The 19,318-nt window shown below is 49.4% G+C and carries 22 protein-coding genes and 1 rRNA gene (1 of these 23 cut by a window edge); all 23 read left to right on the plus strand.

Features of this window, described 5'->3' with window-relative positions; all coding sequences use genetic code 11:
• Nucleotides 1-1,799: ribosomal RNA gene (locus JNE38_RS00970) — 23S ribosomal RNA — on the plus strand; it begins 1,128 nt to the left of the window's first position.
• Nucleotides 1,800-1,952: 153 nt separating this feature from the next.
• The gene (locus JNE38_RS00975; RefSeq protein ID WP_203354871.1) at nt 1,953-2,681 is read left to right on the plus strand and encodes an RcpC/CpaB family pilus assembly protein; all 729 of its coding nucleotides are present in this window, start codon (nt 1,953-1,955) and stop codon (nt 2,679-2,681) included.
• Nucleotides 2,678-4,117: a CpaE/TadZ family protein gene (locus tag JNE38_RS00980; RefSeq protein WP_203354872.1), complete on the plus strand. Its 1,440-nt coding sequence runs from the start codon at nt 2,678-2,680 to the stop codon at nt 4,115-4,117. Before JNE38_RS00975 ends, JNE38_RS00980 begins: the two co-directional genes overlap by 4 nt.
• Nucleotides 4,118-4,128: 11 nt before the next feature.
• The gene (locus JNE38_RS00985) at nt 4,129-5,616 is read left to right on the plus strand and encodes a TadA family conjugal transfer-associated ATPase (RefSeq protein WP_203354873.1); all 1,488 of its coding nucleotides are present in this window, start codon (nt 4,129-4,131) and stop codon (nt 5,614-5,616) included.
• 10 nt (nt 5,617-5,626) lie between these two features.
• Nucleotides 5,627-6,526: a type II secretion system F family protein gene (locus JNE38_RS00990; RefSeq protein WP_203354874.1), complete on the plus strand. Its 900-nt coding sequence runs from the start codon at nt 5,627-5,629 to the stop codon at nt 6,524-6,526.
• Between the two features lie 3 nt (nt 6,527-6,529).
• The gene (locus JNE38_RS00995; RefSeq protein WP_203354875.1) at nt 6,530-7,438 is read left to right on the plus strand and encodes a type II secretion system F family protein; all 909 of its coding nucleotides are present in this window, start codon (nt 6,530-6,532) and stop codon (nt 7,436-7,438) included.
• 73 nt (nt 7,439-7,511) lie between these two features.
• Nucleotides 7,512-7,688, plus strand: a complete 177-nt coding sequence (locus JNE38_RS01000; protein WP_203354876.1) for a pilus assembly protein — start codon at nt 7,512-7,514, stop codon at nt 7,686-7,688.
• Complete coding sequence (locus JNE38_RS01005; RefSeq protein WP_203354877.1) at nt 7,685-8,182, plus strand: A24 family peptidase; 498 nt, start codon at nt 7,685-7,687, stop codon at nt 8,180-8,182. Before JNE38_RS01000 ends, JNE38_RS01005 begins: the two co-directional genes overlap by 4 nt.
• Complete coding sequence (locus tag JNE38_RS01010) at nt 8,179-8,604, plus strand: TadE/TadG family type IV pilus assembly protein (protein WP_203354878.1); 426 nt, start codon at nt 8,179-8,181, stop codon at nt 8,602-8,604. The genes JNE38_RS01005 and JNE38_RS01010 overlap by 4 nt, the downstream gene beginning before the upstream one ends.
• 101 nt (nt 8,605-8,705) lie before the next feature.
• Nucleotides 8,706-9,110 (plus strand): hypothetical protein, encoded by a 405-nt coding sequence (locus JNE38_RS01015; protein ID WP_238933525.1) that lies wholly within the window; start codon nt 8,706-8,708, stop codon nt 9,108-9,110.
• Between the two features lie 95 nt (nt 9,111-9,205).
• Nucleotides 9,206-9,823: a DUF4046 domain-containing protein gene (locus tag JNE38_RS01020; protein ID WP_203354880.1), complete on the plus strand. Its 618-nt coding sequence runs from the start codon at nt 9,206-9,208 to the stop codon at nt 9,821-9,823.
• A 108-nt stretch (nt 9,824-9,931) separates the two neighbouring features.
• Nucleotides 9,932-10,210, plus strand: a complete 279-nt coding sequence (locus tag JNE38_RS01025) for a hypothetical protein (protein ID WP_203354881.1) — start codon at nt 9,932-9,934, stop codon at nt 10,208-10,210.
• A 152-nt stretch (nt 10,211-10,362) separates the two neighbouring features.
• On the plus strand, nt 10,363-11,121 hold the full coding sequence (locus JNE38_RS01030) for a hypothetical protein (protein ID WP_203354882.1): 759 nt from the start codon (nt 10,363-10,365) through the stop codon (nt 11,119-11,121).
• A gap of 2 nt (nt 11,122-11,123) precedes the next feature.
• Complete coding sequence (locus JNE38_RS01035) at nt 11,124-12,005, plus strand: P-loop NTPase family protein (protein WP_203354883.1); 882 nt, start codon at nt 11,124-11,126, stop codon at nt 12,003-12,005.
• On the plus strand, nt 12,002-12,790 hold the full coding sequence (locus JNE38_RS01040) for an SAF domain-containing protein (RefSeq protein WP_203354884.1): 789 nt from the start codon (nt 12,002-12,004) through the stop codon (nt 12,788-12,790). The genes JNE38_RS01035 and JNE38_RS01040 overlap by 4 nt, the downstream gene beginning before the upstream one ends.
• On the plus strand, nt 12,787-13,905 hold the full coding sequence (locus tag JNE38_RS01045) for a hypothetical protein (protein ID WP_203354885.1): 1,119 nt from the start codon (nt 12,787-12,789) through the stop codon (nt 13,903-13,905). Before JNE38_RS01040 ends, JNE38_RS01045 begins: the two co-directional genes overlap by 4 nt.
• Complete coding sequence (locus tag JNE38_RS01050; RefSeq protein ID WP_203357376.1) at nt 13,905-15,254, plus strand: ATPase, T2SS/T4P/T4SS family; 1,350 nt, start codon at nt 13,905-13,907, stop codon at nt 15,252-15,254. Before JNE38_RS01045 ends, JNE38_RS01050 begins: the two co-directional genes overlap by 1 nt.
• Complete coding sequence (locus JNE38_RS01055) at nt 15,251-16,150, plus strand: type II secretion system F family protein (protein ID WP_203354886.1); 900 nt, start codon at nt 15,251-15,253, stop codon at nt 16,148-16,150. Before JNE38_RS01050 ends, JNE38_RS01055 begins: the two co-directional genes overlap by 4 nt.
• Complete coding sequence (locus JNE38_RS01060) at nt 16,150-16,989, plus strand: hypothetical protein (RefSeq protein WP_203354887.1); 840 nt, start codon at nt 16,150-16,152, stop codon at nt 16,987-16,989. Before JNE38_RS01055 ends, JNE38_RS01060 begins: the two co-directional genes overlap by 1 nt.
• A gap of 300 nt (nt 16,990-17,289) precedes the next feature.
• The gene (locus tag JNE38_RS01065; protein ID WP_203354888.1) at nt 17,290-17,490 is read left to right on the plus strand and encodes a hypothetical protein; all 201 of its coding nucleotides are present in this window, start codon (nt 17,290-17,292) and stop codon (nt 17,488-17,490) included.
• 240 nt (nt 17,491-17,730) lie between these two features.
• A complete protein-coding gene (locus JNE38_RS01070; RefSeq protein WP_238933526.1) occupies nt 17,731-18,063 on the plus strand; it encodes a hypothetical protein in 333 nt (110 codons plus the stop codon).
• A gap of 155 nt (nt 18,064-18,218) precedes the next feature.
• Entirely contained in the window at nt 18,219-18,635 is a 417-nt protein-coding gene (locus JNE38_RS01075) for a hypothetical protein (protein WP_203354890.1), read from the plus strand.
• A gap of 74 nt (nt 18,636-18,709) precedes the next feature.
• Nucleotides 18,710-19,273 (plus strand): hypothetical protein, encoded by a 564-nt coding sequence (locus JNE38_RS01080; protein ID WP_203357377.1) that lies wholly within the window; start codon nt 18,710-18,712, stop codon nt 19,271-19,273.
• Nucleotides 19,274-19,318 lie beyond the last annotated feature (45 nt).

The following is a 19,318-nucleotide window of genomic DNA, read 5'->3' on the forward strand; positions in this document are numbered from 1 at the left end:
AAGAGTGCGTAATAGCTCACTGGTCGAGTGACTCTGCGCGGAAAATGTAACGGGGCTAAACGTATCACCGAAGCTATGGCAGTCCTTACGGACTGGGTAGGGGAGCGTTCCAAGCAGCAGTGAAGCCGTACTGGAAAGAGCGGTGGAGCGCTTGGAAGTGAGAATGCCGGTGTAAGTAGCGAAAAGACAAGTGAGAATCTTGTCCACCGAAAGCCTAAGGGTTCCTGGGGAAGGCTCGTCCTCCCAGGGTTAGTCGGGACCTAAGCTGAGGCCGAAAGGCGTAGGCGATGGACAACAGGTTGATATTCCTGTACCACCTCTGTTCCGCTTGAGCAATGGCGTGACGCAGGAGGATAGGGTGAGCGGCCTACTGGATGGCCGTCCAAGCAGCAAGCCTGGTGTGTAGGCAAATCCGCACACCGTAAGGGCAAGCTGTGATGGCGAGGGAAATGTAAGTACCGAAGTCCCTGATTTCACACTGCCAAGAAAAGCGTCTAGCGAGGAATAAGGTGCCCGTACCGCAAACCGACACAGGTAGGCGAGGAGAGAATCCTAAGGTGCGCGGGATAACTCTTGCTAAGGAACTCGGCAAAATGGCCCCGTAACTTCGGGAGAAGGGGCGCCCCGGTAGGGTTTATAGCCCGAGGGGGCCGCAGTGAAAAGGCCCAAGCGACTGTTTAGCAAAAACACAGGTCTCTGCGAAGCCGCAAGGCGAAGTATAGGGGCTGACGCCTGCCCGGTGCTGGAAGGTTAAGGGGATGGGTTAGCGCAAGCGAAGCTTTGAACCGAAGCCCCAGTAAACGGCGGCCGTAACTATAACGGTCCTAAGGTAGCGAAATTCCTTGTCGGGTAAGTTCCGACCCGCACGAAAGGCGTAACGACTTGGGCGCTGTCTCGGCAAGAGACCCGGTGAAATCATAATACCTGTGAAGATGCAGGTTACCCGCGACAAGACGGAAAGACCCCATGGAGCTTTACTGTAGCCTGGTATTGGAACTTTGTGCATCATGTACAGGATAGGTGGGAAGCTGAGAAGCAGGGGCGCCAGCCTCTGTGGAGCTGTCGGTGGGATACCACCCTTGATGTACGGAGTTTCTAACTCGTCGCCCTTATCGGGCGAGAGGACCATGCCAGGTGGGCAGTTTGACTGGGGCGGTCGCCTCCCAAAAGGTAACGGAGGCGCCCAAAGGTTCCCTCAGAATGGTCGGAAATCATTCGTAGAGTGTAAAGGCAGAAGGGAGCTTGACTGCGAGACTTACAAGTCGAGCAGGGACGAAAGTCGGGCTTAGTGATCCGGTGGTTCCGCATGGAAGGGCCATCGCTCAACGGATAAAAGCTACCCTGGGGATAACAGGCTTATCTCCCCCAAGAGTCCACATCGACGGGGAGGTTTGGCACCTCGATGTCGGCTCATCGCATCCTGGGGCTGAAGTAGGTCCCAAGGGTTGGGCTGTTCGCCCATTAAAGCGGTACGCGAGCTGGGTTCAGAACGTCGTGAGACAGTTCGGTCCCTATCTGTCGCGGGCGTAGGAAGTTTGAGGAGAGCTGTCCTTAGTACGAGAGGACCGGGATGGACGCACCGCTGGTGCACCAGTTGTCACGCCAGTGGCACAGCTGGGTAGCTATGTGCGGACGGGATAAGCGCTGAAAGCATCTAAGCGTGAAGCCCCCTCCAAGATGAGACTTCCCACAGCGCAAGCTGGTAAGACCCCTCATAGACGATGAGGTTGATAGGTTCGGTGTGGAAGCGTGGTAACACGTGGAGCTGACGAATACTAATCGGTCGAGGACTTATCCACACACTCTTAGCAAACATGCAGATCCAGTTTTGAAGGTACGAACGTAGATAGGATGAGGAACCGTGCAGAATCCCTGCACGGTTTTTTTATTTTCTTTTTTTGTCCCTAGGACTCTGTGTAAGCTAGCTCTAGCAAGACGGAGGAGGGAGGAACATGTCTGTACATCCGCTGCGTTTGTTGGCACTGTTGTTACTTGCATCGTGTGTAGGGATAGGGACTTATGTAGTGGTAAAGCCGCACACAGTGACATACATACAGTTACGGTCAAACGTGGACAAAGAAAGCGGACAGATGCTTGAAGCTCGAGACATAGAGCCTTTGACAGTTCATCTGGGAGGCATATTCAAACGATCAACAGCGCCTATTCCCGGCTTACTTCAGTGGGAGGATGCCCCCACTTTTCTAGGGAAGTCATTGAGCCGCAAAGTGATGGGAGGACGCCCTTTACTGGAAAGTGACTTGGAGCAGCCCGGTAAGGCGCAAGGAGCTGCTCAGGCGGATGTAAATACGACCGGGATGAGCATACCTGTTGACAATGTGGCAGGGGTCACACCGCACCTGTCTACAGGAGAGCGCGTCCATGTTTATGCATCTTTTGAGGATGACGCCGGAGCTCACTCCGGATTGCTTTTGCAAAACATGCCGATCATAGGAGTCCAAAGGGAGATAGAAGGAGAGCAACCAAACCTAGTGGCGGTGACTCTTTCCCTTTCGAGAAACGAAGCCGTCTTGCTTACCCATGCCCTGCATTATGGGAAAATTCGATTGGGCATGGCAGCAGCGAAAAATGCACAGGAAGCAGGTATCGGTGATCAAGCTTTTGCAGCAGATCTGATGAAGACAAAAAAGCGTTGGATCCATCAGGAGGAGGAAAGTGAGTGAAAAAAAACTTGCTCATTGTCGATGATGACATTCAATCAGTGAATGTCCTGCGTCAGCAGCTGGCTACAAGTCAATGGCTGGCAATAGGAGGACATGCGACCAAGGTCGAGGAAGCCTGGAAAATGCTGCAGTCGATACGTCCGGATATGGTTCTCTTGGGAGGAATCAAAGAGACTGAAAGGGGGGTGCTCTGCCAGCAATTCCGATTGGCACATCCGCATCTTTCTTTTATCGCCGCCTGCACGTCGCAAGAACTGATATGGGAACCATTTTTTCGTAATCTCGGTATTTGGGTCGTGGCAAAGCCGATCCAACCAGGCCAACTGGAGGCGCTGGCTATGATCTCACCCAATGTAGGAGCTACTGCAGCTGCAGCACCCCTGACAGTACAACCGGATGGCATGGTATCTTTACTCTCAGCTCCAAGCCATTTTCCATCGTCCGTGTCAGAGTCTCCTGTTCAGCCCGAATACCACGCACCCCCAGTTATTCAGCCCTCGTCATTCCCCACATCTCAGAAAGCAAAGCATCTCATCACTGTTTATGGACCCAAAGGCGGTGTAGGCAAAACCTTCATTTCGCGGGAGCTTGCCATTTTCTTTTCCATGCAGAAAATAGAAGGCCGCTCACTTCGGGTACTGGCAGTAGATTTTAATTTGGACCTTGGCACCTTTGCAACGACGCTAAACCTGCCGCGATCACCCAATATTTATTCTTGGGTACAGGAAATCGACAATCAGCTACAGGCAATGGCAAAAGGGCAGGGAAAGGATCCTCTTTTGGTCCGAAATGAGGAATGGCAAGAGTATGCATCGTCCATAACCTTGTCTCCCCACGACATTTCCAAATACATCGTCAGTCATACGGAAACTGGCTTGGATGTATTAACCTCCCCGCGCGATATTCGGCACAGCTTTGAGATCAGGGATTACCATCTCTATTTGATCCTCGAAACGCTAAAACACAGCCACTACGATGTCATCCTCGTCGACACAGCGCCAGATACTACGGATGCGACTATCCAGGCATTATTTTTTGCAGAACAAGTCGTTATGGTGGGCAATCCGGTAGTTGACTCCATTGAAAATATTCAGCGTTTGCTAAAGCTTCTCCGCGAGGCAGAATACCCAGAAACGCGAATTCAGGTATGCATGAACCGTCTGCAAAGGAAAGAAATGTTTACACTTGATGAGATCAGGGCCTATTTTCAGCTTCACCCGAGCAAAAAAATATTTTCCATTCCGGACGATGCCCAGGTCAAGAAATCCATTAATAGCGGCATACCTGTCATGCTCCATCCGGGGCGCTCTTCTGCCAAGGAAGCGATTGAGACGTTAGGCAAAGCGTTGCTGCCCGTAGATTCGGATAAAGCACTACCCAAAGCCCAGTCGAAAGGGAAAGAGCGACCTGCGTTATTTCGCTGGTTATGGGGATAGGAGGAGAGAACATGTTCGACAAAAAGCAGCTGCTCGGAATTCAGCCTCCGAGCCGTTCGAGCCAGGATTTGCGGACGATGGGCAGAGAAATGGCACGGGTCCCGCAAACATTAAGTGAAAGGATGCAAGGAAGCGCTTCTCTGCAGTCGGGAGAGAACCGGATTCATCATGAAATGGAGGGAGCCATCCGTACTCAGATCGTGGAGAAGTATGGGAAGCGCTTGTGGGAGGAAAAGCATTCCTCCGCTTTTCTGGCTGAGCTGGAGGCGGACATTAAAATGCTCCTGGAATCACAGACACCGCTAACCTCTCTCCAGATGGAAGGAGAGGTCAGGAGGATTTTGCATTCCCTGACTGGCTGGGGGCCGCTGGATCATTTGCTGGAGGACTCTGACATTACGGAAATTCTCTTTCACCGATATAACTATCTGGTGGTGGAGAAAAAGAGCACTGGCCGACTGGAGATCCCTGCTATTCCCGTTTTCAGAGATGAGGAGGAAATGCTCCGTTTGCTCGAGCAGATTGCAGCGACAATGGGAAGAGAATTCAATGAGACAAAGGCTGAGCTGCATACGCAGTTACCGGATGGATCCCGTGTAGCGGCCACCCACCGGTCGATCTCACCCGATGGACATATGCTGACGATTCGAAAGCATCGCGATCTGCTAAGCGAGGCAGACTATTTGCGCTACGGCTCCATCTGCGAGCCCATGCTTCTCTTTTTAAACAGGGCCGTAGGGTTATCACGAGCGTCTGGTATTGTCAGTGGAGGGACGGGGTCAGGTAAAACCCACTTGCTCAATTTGATCTCGCAGTATGTCTCCCCTTCCTTAAGCATTATTACGATTGAAGACGTACTGGAAATGAAGCTGCAGCATCCATTTGTGCGCCGCTTTTTAGCCAAGCCAGCCAATTACGAAGGGAAAGGGGGCTTTTCCATTAAGGATTGCGTGCGTCTATCCTTGCGTAAACGACCAGACGTCATCATGGTCGGAGAGACGCGAGGGGGAGAAATCGTGGACATGCTTTGGGCGATGAACACAGACCATCCGGGAAGCTGGAGTACCGCACATGCGAATTCACCTCGAGCCCTGGTAGACTCGACTTTGCCGATCTTGTTTGGGAAAGCAGATGAAGTGTACAGTACCGAGGAACGAAATCTGATGATCGGCTCTGCCTTGGATTTGATCGTCCAAGTAAAGCGTTTTGAAGAGGACGGGAGCCGCAAAGTAGTGGCAATTACTGAAGTAGTCGGTACCGGCCAATCTCACGAAGAGTGGATTAAACGGGCGTGCAATATAAAGACAGTGGTACCGGATCGGGTTTATTTGCAAGACATTTACGTGTATGAACCCACCGGTGTCCGAGATGGTAAAGTAACAGGTCACTTCAAGTGGACAGGGTATCGTCCCGAGAGATTGATCAAGCGTTGGGCAGAAAAGGGGATGTCACGAGAGGAAATCGATCGGGTCTTTTTTAAAGAGCCAATTTCATGCTAGGAGGAGAAGCATGGGAGATGTGAGTGTGTCTCTTGCAGCGGGGGCAGGGATCGGCCTCCTCTTGTTATTCGCACCCCAGAAATGGTACAGAAAAGAACCAGCGGGGAAGCATGCCATCGTAGACCAGCTGCAGCGGGAAAGAAAGACTTTCTGGCACGGCTTGGAGGACAGGATTCTGCAGTCACGTTCAGGGTGGGGCGTAAATCAGTATGTCACATGCTCTTTTTTGCTCGGTCTCCTGTCTTATGCAATGAGTGTGCAAATCCTGCAGTCTTGGGTTCTCGCATTGCCTGCCCTGCTCTCGGGGGTACTTTTTACCGAGCGGATGATCGCGATATGGGGAGCTAAAAAGAAGGATCAATTTGAAAGCGGAAATGTGAAGGCAATTCGACTGATGGCCAGTTCGCTTCGCACATCTCCTTCTTATCTCCACGCCTTTGAGCAAGTCGCGGCAAGCCCGTATTTGGACCCTGCAGTGACAGGGGAGTATAGCCGTATTGTCGAGTTGCTGAGAGCCCAGATCCCATTGGAGCGGGTGATGGCTAATTTTTACGAGCGGACTGGGTCAGCAGACGTAAAGTACTTGGCAACGATTGTCCAGATTCAACGGGAAATGGGGGGAGACATGGCCAAGACGCTTGATTTGGCAGCGTCGGCTATATTGCGCCGAAGACAATCATTGCGCAGACAAAAGGCAGCGATGGCTCAGATCATCTCACAGGTCAATTTGCTCAGTGTCATGCCTTTTGTTTTCGTATCAGCTTTGTATCTAAACAATCCGCATCATTTTGACTCGCTGACGGCGACGCTAGGAGGACGTCTACTGATCCTAGCGTCTTTAGCATGCATTTTACTCGGAGGGGAAGCCATTCGTTACGTCGCACAAAAAAGTGTTCACAGGGGAGGCTAGGGCATGGGGGTCATTTGTGCGCTTGTAGGGTTGGGGATTTTCTTGTACGGCCTACCCCCTTGTATGAGCCGAGAGGGGGGATTCATCTTTTCGCTCTTTGGCAGGATTGATCAAGAGCAGCAAGCTCAGCTAAACGACTCTTTTCAGCAAAGGCAACCCAGATGGACCATCGTGAGGCATTTGGAAAAAAAGGAGGATCTGTTGGATCAGCTATGCAGATGGATGGGAATTGACCGGAGGAAGACGGAAGATACCCTCAAAAGACTGGAAACAAAGGTGGTATTGGCAGAATTGGTGGTGGTACGCGGCTTTTGCATGGTATTGATAGCATCTGCACTGCTTTATCTGATCGGCAACATGTATGCGGGGCACCCCCTTCGTACAGCAAACAGCTTTCCGCTCGTGGTAACTCTGCTACTGTACATGCTCCCTACCTGGTGGCTGGATTGGACCGATCAACGTATCAAGGGCGAGATTCGCGAACAGGTTCCCATCTTCTTTAGCATTGTCCAGGCCTTGGTAGAGGCAGGAATGCCCATACAGTCAGCTGTGAAAGAGACGGCACGGCGATTTGACACGAGACTGGGGCGGGAGCTCGCACGTTTGGATTTGGAAGAAAAGCGATTGGGTACGTGGAGACAAGCCTTGAAGGAGCTTGCTTTTCGTTGGGAGGTCGATTCGTTGACTACCATTGCTTTGGAAATAAACGAAGCGATCAGAAAAGGGGTGAGTATTTCCGGTATGCTTGCCGTCCAGGTGGAAGAACAGGCAAGACAGCTGGAGGACGAGGCATCGATGCGGATGAACCGACTTAACATTCGACTATTGCCGTTTGTGATCATTTTGATGGGAGTTCCTCTGCTTTTTCTAGTGATGGGTCCAGCACTGATCGGGCTCGGAGATCGCCTGTAAATATTTTTGCGGCGTTCGCTTTCTTTTGACAAAGTGTAAGAAGAAGCTAGAAATGGAAAAGGAGTGAATGCAAATGACATGGATCACAAGCTATGCCAAGCGGTTTTGGAGAGAGGACGACGGTGTGACGATCGTAGAGATGGTGATCATTGTAGCGGTTATCCTCATTTTGATTATTCCTACCCTGGCATCATTAGGCGAAGCAGAGGATGCCAAGCTAAAAGAGCTACAAGAAAAAATCAGCAAATGAACCATGCAGTCTTGCTTACGGTGCTGGCGATTGCGGCTTGCTTTGATTGGCGTCAACGAAAGGTTCCAAATGCACTGACTTTGCCAGCGATGGCTGTTGGCTTGTGGTACCAATACCAGACAGGAACAGCATGGACCGCCTGGGGAGGACTAGGAGGGGCGTTTCTTCTCACGTTCGGACCAGTGGCGTGTAAAGGAATGGGAATGGGGGACCAAAAGCTTCTCATGGCAGTAGGAGCGTGGAGCAGCTGGACAGTTGTTTTTTCCTTATTTCTGTATGCGATCTTGCTATGTGTATTGACGACGTTTTTCGTTCCTCGTACATGGTCGCGCTTGCGAGCCAACCTGTTAACGCTCGCTACGGGGTGGAAGGCTCATCGGGAAATGTGGCTTCCCGAACGTGAACAGTCTGCCTATTCCTTGCCTTTTGGTGTGTTTTTGTTAGCGGCATATGGCATTTTGCATTTCCAATCAGCTGCAGGTTCCATCGTATGAGACGGAGATTACGCCAAATCATTGCGATCTTTATCCATGAGGAAAGAGGCAGCCAAATGCTCGAGTTTATTTTGGTCTTTCCTCTGGTTTGGTTGCTGATCGTGTTTTCCTTTGATCAATTCAGCATTTTGTATAACAAGCAAAAGGCTTTGGCTGCCGCTTATGCAGCCGGCCGGATCGCCGCCGTTCAACCTAATTACGGTTTGGCTGTTTACCATGCGAGAGAGCGCGGCGAGGCAGAGCTCCGGGATGGAGTGGGGGTAGCCGATCAAGCAATCCGGATTGAGATCAAAGGAGGGGGATGGAAAAAGGGAAATCATATACTTTCGGAAGCGACCCTATCGTTTTATTTGTTGGCCTCCGGGGAAAAAGTGGAGCTCACAGAAAGCTATTATATGATGATTGAAAATGCGGAGGAGTAATGCGTATCCCTAGTCAAATCAGGGTGAGGATTTCGGACGAGCGAGGTACGGTTATGATCACGATGATCTTTTTCCTTTTTTGCATAGGTGGATTGCTATCGTTGCTGCTGTTTCAGGGGCAGGCTCACTTTGTATTGATGAACGCCCAGCATACGGCTGATATCATCTCAAAGGGTGCTCGTGCAGCAGGAAAATGGGAGTATGTCGACACCGAAGGGAAAAGACAAACCCGCTTATTTGCAACCACGGAGGAAGCCATTCAAGCGGAGGCACAAATCGTTCGTGGAGCAAGAGAGGAAGCGGAAATCCTATGGAATCATAACCGTTTTTCGCTGGAGCGGGGGACCGACACCGCTGTGATCACTCACCAAAAGGGTGAAAAGCCGTTTTTGTACAGACAAGGCATCTATTATGTCCGAATTGGAGTGGACACCAGCGTTTCCACACTTTGGGGAGGCGAGCTGTTGAAGCTGGAGCGAGTTTCTCAGTCGGGTACGTATAAATAAAGCATAACAAGGTTTGGTGGCCTGTTATTTTTGTCCTAAATCAACATGGTAATTTAAGGGTATATTCCATATTTTGGTTTAGGAGTGAGGGTACCATGCCATCGAAAATAGTGGAACGGTACAAGCGCATACTCAGCGGACAGCAAAAGCGTTTCTCCCCATACGAATTCGAGGATGCGCAGTACCGCAAACAAAAAGTCCAATTGGTTGTGCGATATGCGATCGAGAATGTAAAGAAATGGACGCCAGAGGAAGCACGGAGTCAATTGAGCTTGAAGGATGTAAAGGAATTGAAGCTGCATTTGGTACGTGAATATATTGAGCCTCCCATCGAGGCGAAGTCAGAGGATGTCTACTATATTGTGGAATTTGCTTATCCGTATCTGCCCAGACAATCTGAGGAACAGAAGGTTTTGTGGGTGTATCAGGAGGTTCTGTCAGGGATCCGGCGTCATTTTCCGCCTCTTTATTTCCAGAGCATAAAGGGGGAAGAACGCGCAAAGATTTGTGTGGATTATATGTGCAGCCAGTTGATGAAGCTGCCCGACGTAAATCAGCTGCCTAAAATATTCGGGAAAACGGAGAGGGCCTACAGCTTGTTAAAAAAATACAAGCTCAAAATACTTGTCGATACGCTTTACTTCTCCCCTTTTGACATGGTGACTGAAATGTATCCCCATTTGAATGACCCTGCTTTGTGGGAAGAAGTATAAAAATATTTGCGTGAGCCCGCTGTCTTTTTTTACGGTAGTAGTAGTTTCATTGGCTTATAAGCACATGAAACGGCCGTACTCTACAGGTGAGAGAAGGAGGCGTTGCGAATGGCAACAGTAGAGGCTCACCAGCATTGCTCTGCGACAGTAGAGCAGCTTCTTGGGCGGAGGGTCCGTTACCAGAAGCACAAGCCAGGCAGGCATCTTTCAGTGGAAAGGCTGCCAAAGGATGTCTTTCAGATCGAAAGCGTACATCGATTTGGAAGCAGAGTCATACTCAATGACGGGGTAATTGTGATGGAGGATGCTCCGACCGTCATCGAGCGCGGGGGAAGAATTGCTCTTCTACTTGCTACGGGAGAAGAACTCTATTTCGTGAAAGAGTAGACTCCCACTGTCGCCTTGCACGGCTGCGTGCGGGGCGACCCATTACAAATATCCTGGGCGAATAAGACTAAAAAAAGATTTGACGAGTGGCGAAAGATGTAGCAAAATGTCTATTAAAATATAAAAATGTAAAAATCTGGGGGTATTTTGTCGTGTTGGCAAAGAGTGCAATCGAATTAGTCAACCGCTGCTACGAGGAGACAAACAGTTTAATTTCGCTCGAGGAACTAAAGGAATCATTTATTGTCTACGTCTTTGGAAACTATCAGGATGAGTTTTTGGATCAGTACGACATGGAACATTTTTACGAGCATCTCGATTTGCTCCAATTGACCAACTGCCGAAGAGACTTTGATAAGGCAGTAGAGGACTGGTACATTATTCAGTATGGTAGCGTAGCAAATGATGCGAATTACCACGACATACTGTTCACTCTCGTCAAAGAAGCTGTTGTGCAGTATCAGTCTCAAAACCGCACGGCGCTGATTCGCGATGTCACCAAAATGCTAACGTTACCGACAGGCTTTATTTCCAGATGGCAAAATGGCTTGCTGCGTGAAGGGTCACTGCCTACTTATTTTAAATATCTCATGAAGCTGGGAATTCGATCACACGAAGATATTGAATCACTGGTCGACATGTGGCTCGTAGAATACCCGAATGCCTTTGATAAAAAACAGCAGCAGTTATTCGCGAACCCACCCCGACGCGGGAGGCCAAACAATGTGGAACTCGCTCTACTAATCGAAATGGCCTACAAGTTCAAGCCAGAAATGACCTCCCAAGAACGGGAGCGCTTGAGAAAAATTTATTACTATCATCGCAAGTCCCTCACGATTCGCGAAATGGTTGAGAAATTTAAAAACTATATAAGTAGTAAAACTAAATCGGATGACTCCCAGGTGGGGTAATCATGTTTCATCAGATGAACCGCTTCGTTTCTCGGTTCCGCGATCTGGAGCAGCAAGAGCTCTTTCAGACTCGCGAGGAAGAACAGCAATGGAAGCTGCTCAAGGACAAGCTCGCAGCGCCTTCACTAGTAGAAGAACCACCTCGTCACTTCAATCGCAGCTGTATTGCTGTCACCAGCTTGTACGCACAGGCGGGAGCGAGCTTCATCGCCTCCAACGTTGCTTATGCTTGGGCTGGAAAGGGAATACCGGTCACGCTCTCGGAAATGCCGAATGCAGTATCTTACTTGTACTTTGCATTAGATTACGAGCGTAGAGCACACAAGCTAGCCAATTCCTATACTTCCGCACCCTTGCTCCTCATGCAGAACAATCAGCTACGCATCCAGATTGATCCCCCGTTGAAACAGAATAATACTTCCCATATCGATCCTGCCCATTGGTTACTACGCATATGCAAAGATAGCCCACTAGTCGTTATTGACGTTTCTTCACGGTGGAAAGAAAGAGATGCCCAACAAATATTTGAGCTAGCAGATGAAATTTGGGTTGTATTTGATGCCGACTTGGCTCGCCTTACCCGCATGTTTTTGGTTGAGTCCGCGCCCTCTTGGTGGACAACCGAACGAAGCAAGATCAAATTGATCGCAAATAAATGGAACCAGCAGCTTTCGCGTTCCAGTGTCATGAAAAGGGTGGAAGGAACGCTGTCTCTTTGGAATCCGGAAGTTGGTCCGGTTGAGGTAGAGTATATACTTCCTCTGGTGAATAACGAAAAGCCCGGAGATGCTCAAGTAAAGGGGAAGCTGCTTCTGGAGGATTTTGCGGAGGAAGAGCATGTTTTTCAACCATTGATTCACACCTACAAAGGAAGGGTGCTATGAAAAAGCAAACCTTGTTTCTGATTTGCCTGATTTCCTTTTTGTTGGCGGGTTCGTCATTTTACGCTGCGACACAATATATCGATGCGATGGCTGCTGAACGCTTGTTTGCACCTGTCGTGAAAGTGGCACAGGGCAAGGAAATAGCTCCATTTGAGCCCATTACTCGAGAAGACGTGGTGCTTATTTCGGAGGAAGTGGACGAGATTCTTCCTGGGTCAGCTCGTGATCTGGAGAGTGTGATTGGCAGGAGAAGCGTTCAGACCATCTATGAAGGGGAGCAACTGCTGACGGCAAAATTGACGGATACACAGCTGCTCCCCGAAAAAGGACAAGCAAGATATGAGTTCCCCTTGATGTACATTCAGCCGCTCACAGAATTACGGAAAGGAGATCACGTGAAAATTTGGGTTAAGTACAAGCCCCTGACGGAATTGCAGGGTCTCCCGGATCCCGTTCAATTTACAAAAACAAATGACACAGCTGAATTCTTGTTTGAAAGTCAGTTGGCCAGTGTGAGAGATAGCAACGGCGTAGAAATCTATACCTTGAAGCCAAGCTTGGTTCCATCGCCTGATCACATGGATGCTGTATTTAACGGTTCTCGTGAAAAACCGATGCAAAATGGCGAAAAACGATATCGGGATTATCGGGTGCAGCCGACAGCGTTGCCTGCGTTTGTGGGATTCAATCTGACTGATCAACAGTACGTCAAACTTTCCGAGGCGATGTCCTATGGAATGCTGCAGGTCGGGCACGTCATGGCAACAAAGGAGCAAGCTTCATGAAAATTATCGTCTGTTATCCTATGAAATCCCTTGCCAAAACATATATGCCGGATAGTAGCGAGGCTTTGGTGGCAGAAACATCTGAAGAGTTTTTCCGATACGTTCAGCATTATCAACCTGATGCTGCGGTGGTTTTTTCGGAAATGTTCTCTGCTCCGGCATGGGAGTGGCTGCCATCAGTAAAGGCTTCTCTGTCAGATATGTCTCCTCTCTTGATTATCCCGCTCTATCGGGATGAGGCATTGATTCAAAAAGTAGCGGAGGAAATGAAGCTGCAAGGTGTCTATGTTTTGTCCGCCCAGCTATCCCAAGAAGAAATTCGTAACCAAATTAGTCTCATCCTGGGACTGGAGGATGATGCCCAGGTTCGTATAACAGGTGATCGTCAAGGGATTGTCTACGCATTGATGAGCTATGGTTCATCAGGAATTACAACCTTTTGCATCAATTATCCGGTTGTATTAGCCAAACAAAATCCCGACAAGCGAATCGCCGTGCTAGATATGAATGAGGCAAAGCCTGATTTAACGCGTTTTTTCAAACTACAAAAACACCAATTAGCGCTGTTCCGTCCCGATTTTCTGGACGCGAATTCAGCAAAAAAGCGCAATTGGATGAGCGTCTGCAAGCAAAGTGCACATTTGCCCAACCTGTATTACGCTCACGCTGCTACCAGATGGAAGAGTTCAGAAATGACCAATCTCATTTCAGCGTTCCGCCATCAATTTGACTTCGTGTACCTGGATTGGGGGTATTGTTTTCCAGAGTCAGAGACGCTGCAACGAATGATCTTTTCGGCTGATCGTAATCTATTGTTTGTGCGGGCAGACCCGTTCAGCTTGGAAAATGCAAGACAATGGATTCATTCCTGGAGGGAGAGAGGAGTTACTTGTGAAGTACTCCTCAGCCATTTGGATAAGGGTCAGCCATTTCGGATCGGTGAGGATATTGCTTTATACGGTGTTGTTCCCCGCATACACGAGGGTCGATTGATGCAATCTCATCGCAGTAGCAGCGTACTGGTCGAGGAATTTCTGCCGCCAAAGCCTTACCTGACGAGTCTAAAGCAAATCGCCGAGGCTGAATCTTTTGAAAAAAGCGTGGTGTTGGCATGATGCGTTCCGTTGAGCAATCTTGGACAGCGTCTCGATTGCGGGAGGTAGAAGATCTCAAACAGGCGGCCAGAGACTACCTCAACCATTTTGGCACCTCCAGAGAAGAAAAACTGGAGATGCAAAAAATTCTGTCATCTGCGGAGCAAGGAAACCGTGATAGCCTAAATCACATTATCCTTCGCTTGCAGCATTACTTCGAAGAGATCGTGAGGCGCCCGGTAACGGAAGAGATCCTACCTCACGTAAATAGCTACGAGGGTCTTGCCTTTGCTACCTATGGATGGGGGATTCTCAACGCTGTACTACATTTGTCACCTTGGGTGGAAGAGGTGCGCATTTCGGCCAACCGGCAAGTAGCCTACATCGAACACGGCGCAAAAAAGTCTCTTTCCTATACGCCCTCATGGCGGGAAGTGGAAACCCTTCAACAGAAGCTGACCAATGCCGCAGGACTCTCCTTTAATGAGAAAAAGCCTCGTTTGAGTGGATATCTTGATGCGTTAAAAGCCCGTTTGACTATGTTTACCTTTCCCTACTCGCGCGTACCGACGATTTTGGTTCGCAGGTTTACGACGCCGTCCTTTTCCCTAGATAGTCTGCGCATGCAAAACCAGCCTACCTTCGATGAAAGAGTTCAACTACTGCTGGAGCAGCAAGTGCACGGACGCGGCAACGTTCTAGTGATTGGCCCGATGGCAGCGGGGAAAACGACGCTGATGCTGTGCATGCTGAAGCTGAAGGACCCGCGGACAGAATACGTGACCATTTTTGAAAGCGAGCATGAGATGAGATTTGGAGATGTATGGGATGGCGAGGTTATTGAGCTGCAAAACGTAGAGGAAATCGGGATAGAGTTGGCACATTGCTTCAAAGACATGTATCGCTCTACAGCCAATACGATCCTCATTGGAGAGATACGAGAGCCTATTGAAGCCTATCATTTCATTAACGCTGGAGTCAGAGGTACTGATGCCACGATCGGGGCCATGCACGAGCGCTTTCCTCATAAGGCACTGCAGGATTTGACAGACCTAGTCTACCAGTACGGGGGGCGCAGCATCGAGCTGACTCAGGAGAGGATCAGCAGAGCCGTCAACTTCGTGAATTCCCTGACCTATCGCAATAACGGGCATCGATTCATCGACGCGATTCATGTTACAGAATGGAACGAGACCTTTGGCAGAGTGGAATCGATTCCGCTTGTCTGCCGCAATATGCTGACGGGTGAATACGAATGGACGGGCAAGCAAATCGCTCCTCATTTGATTGAATACATGTGTCATGTAGGGAAGGCGGATATTGACGTGTTAAGAGAGCTACGTTTGACGGACATAGGCAGAACGCTATGAACTATTTATTGCTAGTTCCCTTATTTTTGTGCCTCTTTAGCGGCTTTCTGTTTCTAGGTCTTCATCTATACAAGCGTTGGTCTGCACCGAAAGTGTTCTTTCCACGGACGGTTGAAGTGTGGCGGGAGAAATTTCTGAAGCATGCGACTCGCCGAAAGCTCTACAACCGCTATGGCAGATGGTGCCAGATTGGGGGCGGTTCGCCGGAAGCTCATCTGCTCGTTTCACTCATTGGAGCGGTGGCAGGTTTTGCTTCCGGGCTCCTTTTAGGAAACATCGTTGTTTCGCTCTCGCTATTTCTTTTATTTCTCATGCTCCCGACATTACTGCTCTACGCTCGCTTTACCGTTCGCATCAACAAGAAAATCAGTTCATTCTGCCGTTTCGTTGAATTGTTTGCTCGCTATTACAATAGTCGTAAAAATATTATCCTGACCTTTCGTGAAATGATAGGAGAGTGTCCCAAAGAATTGCTGCCAGACCTGTTGCTCGTGAATAACAGCTTGGCTGATGGAGGTGATCCAGTCCTGGCTGTCGAGCAGTTTGCGGAAAGGCTCGACCATCCTTGGGCCTTCGATTTTGCTACGTATATTGCGAGCGGACTGGAAGGGGAAACCGAAGACATACAGGCGCCTCTCAACAGGCTTACCAATGAGATGTTTGTCCAGCAGGATGAAAAGGAAGAGCGTGACAGTGAAATTTATTCGATCTGGATCAGTTTGCTGGTGGTTATCGCCATCTGCATTTGTCTGATTCCATACAACCAGGGCTTACTGAAAGATTCCTATCGGCTGTATTTCTACACACCGGATGGGCAAGCGATCCTCGCGCTGGCTGTCACGGTATGGTCGTTTTCGATAGTATTGGCATTCATCTGGGGAAGGAGATATCGCTGATGCCGATCGCTGTGATGTATACGTACCTGGGACTCGGAGCCCTCTTCATATTCACTGCTGCCTTTTTAATCGGGAAATACGTAAGCTGCATGTATCGCCCCAAGCTTTTCATCTCCAATGCTTGGTGGAAGCAGTGGGAGCGTACCTTGCGAGCCGATGAGGATGAGAAGTGGGAGCAGCTCTTGAACCGTTCCGGTAGGCCATTTGGCTGGGGGAAAGCGGAGTGGGTGTTTTTGCAGCTTGTTTGCGGTAGTTCCGTTTGCTTCCTCATTCTTTTATGGGCCATGGTGAGCCGCTTTGAATCTTTTCCATTCTTATCGATGTGTCTCGCTTCGGCAATCAGCTTTATGCTGCCTTACATTGGCTTGAAAATGTGGGCGGGACACCGGGAGGATATGCTCAGCACCGACGTTGCGCGCTTTATCAATCGGTATGTGACATTGCTGGAAAATCAGGTCCCGATCTACAGTGCCATGGTAAAAGCGGCACGGCCGACAAGAAAGCTAAAAGAATACGTCCCGACTCTATCAGAGTGGAACAAGGATCCGGATGAAGCATTGGAGAGCTTCAAGCGAAAAATGGGAGTGGATGATGCCGTGATCCTGATCTCAAGTATGCGAACCGTAGAAAAGCTGACAGACGGACAAATCAGCGTGACCATGCAGCGGATGGAATGGGCAGTCGATCATAGGCGCATGTTTCGCCATCGCAAAAAGATCAAGTCATTGGGAATTGGCTACAGTGTGATCGTCTATCCCGCTTTTTACATGGGGCTTCTGGTAGCCATGTTTCCTTGGTACAAGCTGCTCACAGAAATCTTGGACAAGTATTTAACCTGATAAGGAGCCGCCCATGACAAAGCTCTTCTCTATCATTTTATGTATTGTGTTCACCTTGGGTATCATCGTCTCGAGCCTTTCTGAAATCAATGATTCAGTCGTTAAAGACGGAGGTTTGAGAGATCGGGCAGTGAGCTGGATTGACCAAGCGATACCCTAGCATCTGCTTTCAGTAGGAAGACCCTCTTACAACCTGTAAAGGCCAGCATAAACCATGCAACAGCTTTCTTAAACGGTGCAGTACCCTTCTTAAAACCCGCAAAAGCATTCTGAAAACAAGCCAAACAAGGAGTGATCGAGATGTCAAAAATGTTCTTTATTTTCTTAGCCTGCGTCATGGTACTCGGGATTGGTGTTAGCTCGTATGGCAATGAATTAAGTCCGGCTGCCAACGATTCTGCGGAAAGCATCAATAACTCGATTGACTCTCTCAATTACGATACGAGAAATGAAAACATCAATTTCCGGACGCAAAACGGTACGTCCTACACATCCAACTGATGATCACCCACCACGTCTTTCTCATCATTCTGATCATGGTAGGGAGCTTATGCTCGATTTTCTGGAGTTTGCAGCCGGAAGAACAGCTGCGACAAACGCAGGTGGAAAGGGTGCATAAAGCTGCGACAGTCATCTTTCATTAGAAAGTGCAATCCCACACGATAGATGGTTAAAGCGAAGGTTTTCATTATATGCCTGACAGTCCTGATTCTAGTTTTCTCAGCCATTGGAGCATACCACATGTACGCCATGGAACGGGCCATTGCTCGAAGCATCTATGCGGATCTGCTCGATGACATGCAAGATATCGGCTACCTTGATTCAGCCCTGGCCGAATACTACATGCAAGAGATGGCGGACCTGGGCTGGGATGTGACGGGTGATGTATTTGCCGGCACGAGTCCGCGAACGGAGAATGAGCGTGCCCGAAAGGAACGTCAGGATACCGTGACGCTTGTCCTCCGTGTTCAGCCGACGACGGTTGCGCAATGGCTGCATCGATTTGTGGAGGGAGAGGTGAAGTTTACCTTTGCGGGCAGCCGTCCCTCTGAATATTTTGACCCGGGGTGGTAGACGTTGAATAAACTGATTGCCACATTGGCTCTGCTCGTATTGGTGTTACCACTGACCGTAAATCTCCTGCTGACCGGACCAGACAACCTCCTTTCAGCATGCACGCAGTTCTTTGGTGAACTTCTCGGCAGTGTGACACGATTTGGAACAAGCTGATGGGACAACTTATTGCCGTCATTTTACATATCATGGTGATACTTCTCGTTCCTCTGGGGATCCTGCAGACTCATACGGTGATCCAGGCCAAAAATGAATTGCTGGAGGTAAGTGCGTCAGCGGTGAAATACGTGAGCAATCACGGGGGAACCAATGAAGCCACAGTCGAGCAAAAGGTACGAGAGCTGATATCAAGCGAGCTGGCAGAAAAACAGATGTCGCTGGTTGGACAAGAGTTGGATGTGAGTATTACCCGGACACGTTCGGCAGATCCAGCCCTTTGGAGCCACGAGGATGAATTTGTTCTGACGGTGGAGGCTCCGTTTCCACGGTTCACTTCGCTGATACCGATGCCAGGGGAAAAGCTGCGGGTAATCCGGCAGGGGACGATCAATGTTATGGACTACGATTTGTAAAAAAAAGCGACCTGTAGAAACGGGCAGAAGGGGAGGCGATCTGTACGGGTATCAATGTCTTGTCCATTTCGTCGATCCTTTTCTTTCTGCTGGTAGGGATATTTGTTGTAGATACGGATATCGCGATGCAAAAGAAGACGGAAGTGAAAATGCTGCTGGAGCTGGCTAATCATCATGCAACATTTGCCGTCGATCCGATCCTCAAGACAGAGGGTGTCATCGATCTGCTAGAAGACCAGGCGCTGGAGCGGTTCGAGGCGCGAATGCATGAAAACGGCGGTTATCGCCGCGAGCGACAAGCTTTTCTTCCTGCCGGCAACAGTATTACGACAGATCCACTGATCTTCACCCGATACTATGTGGACTTTCGCGCGTGGCGGCAGGATCTGGAGCTGCGCTTGCGTTACAATGGAAACGCACTAGTGCTGGAGCGGGCTATGCCTGGGGCAATGCGGCCTGGGGGTGGTCGATTGCAGATATCAGTCATCACGGAGGAGGGAGAAGAACTGTGCTTGGCACCGAAAACGATGGTGGGTCCATCCCATGTGGTTGTAGCATTTGTGGAAGAGCGTCCCTTTCTTCCGATGCTTCCGTCCCATGCGTTTCCTGTCGTATCAGTAGAAGAATTGAAACATTAGTCTGAGTTATTTACAAATTATGAATTTCTTTGGTACTATGTAGGA

The sequence above is a fragment of the Brevibacillus choshinensis genome, from assembly GCF_016811915.1.
Classification (GTDB): domain Bacteria; phylum Bacillota; class Bacilli; order Brevibacillales; family Brevibacillaceae; genus Brevibacillus; species Brevibacillus choshinensis_A.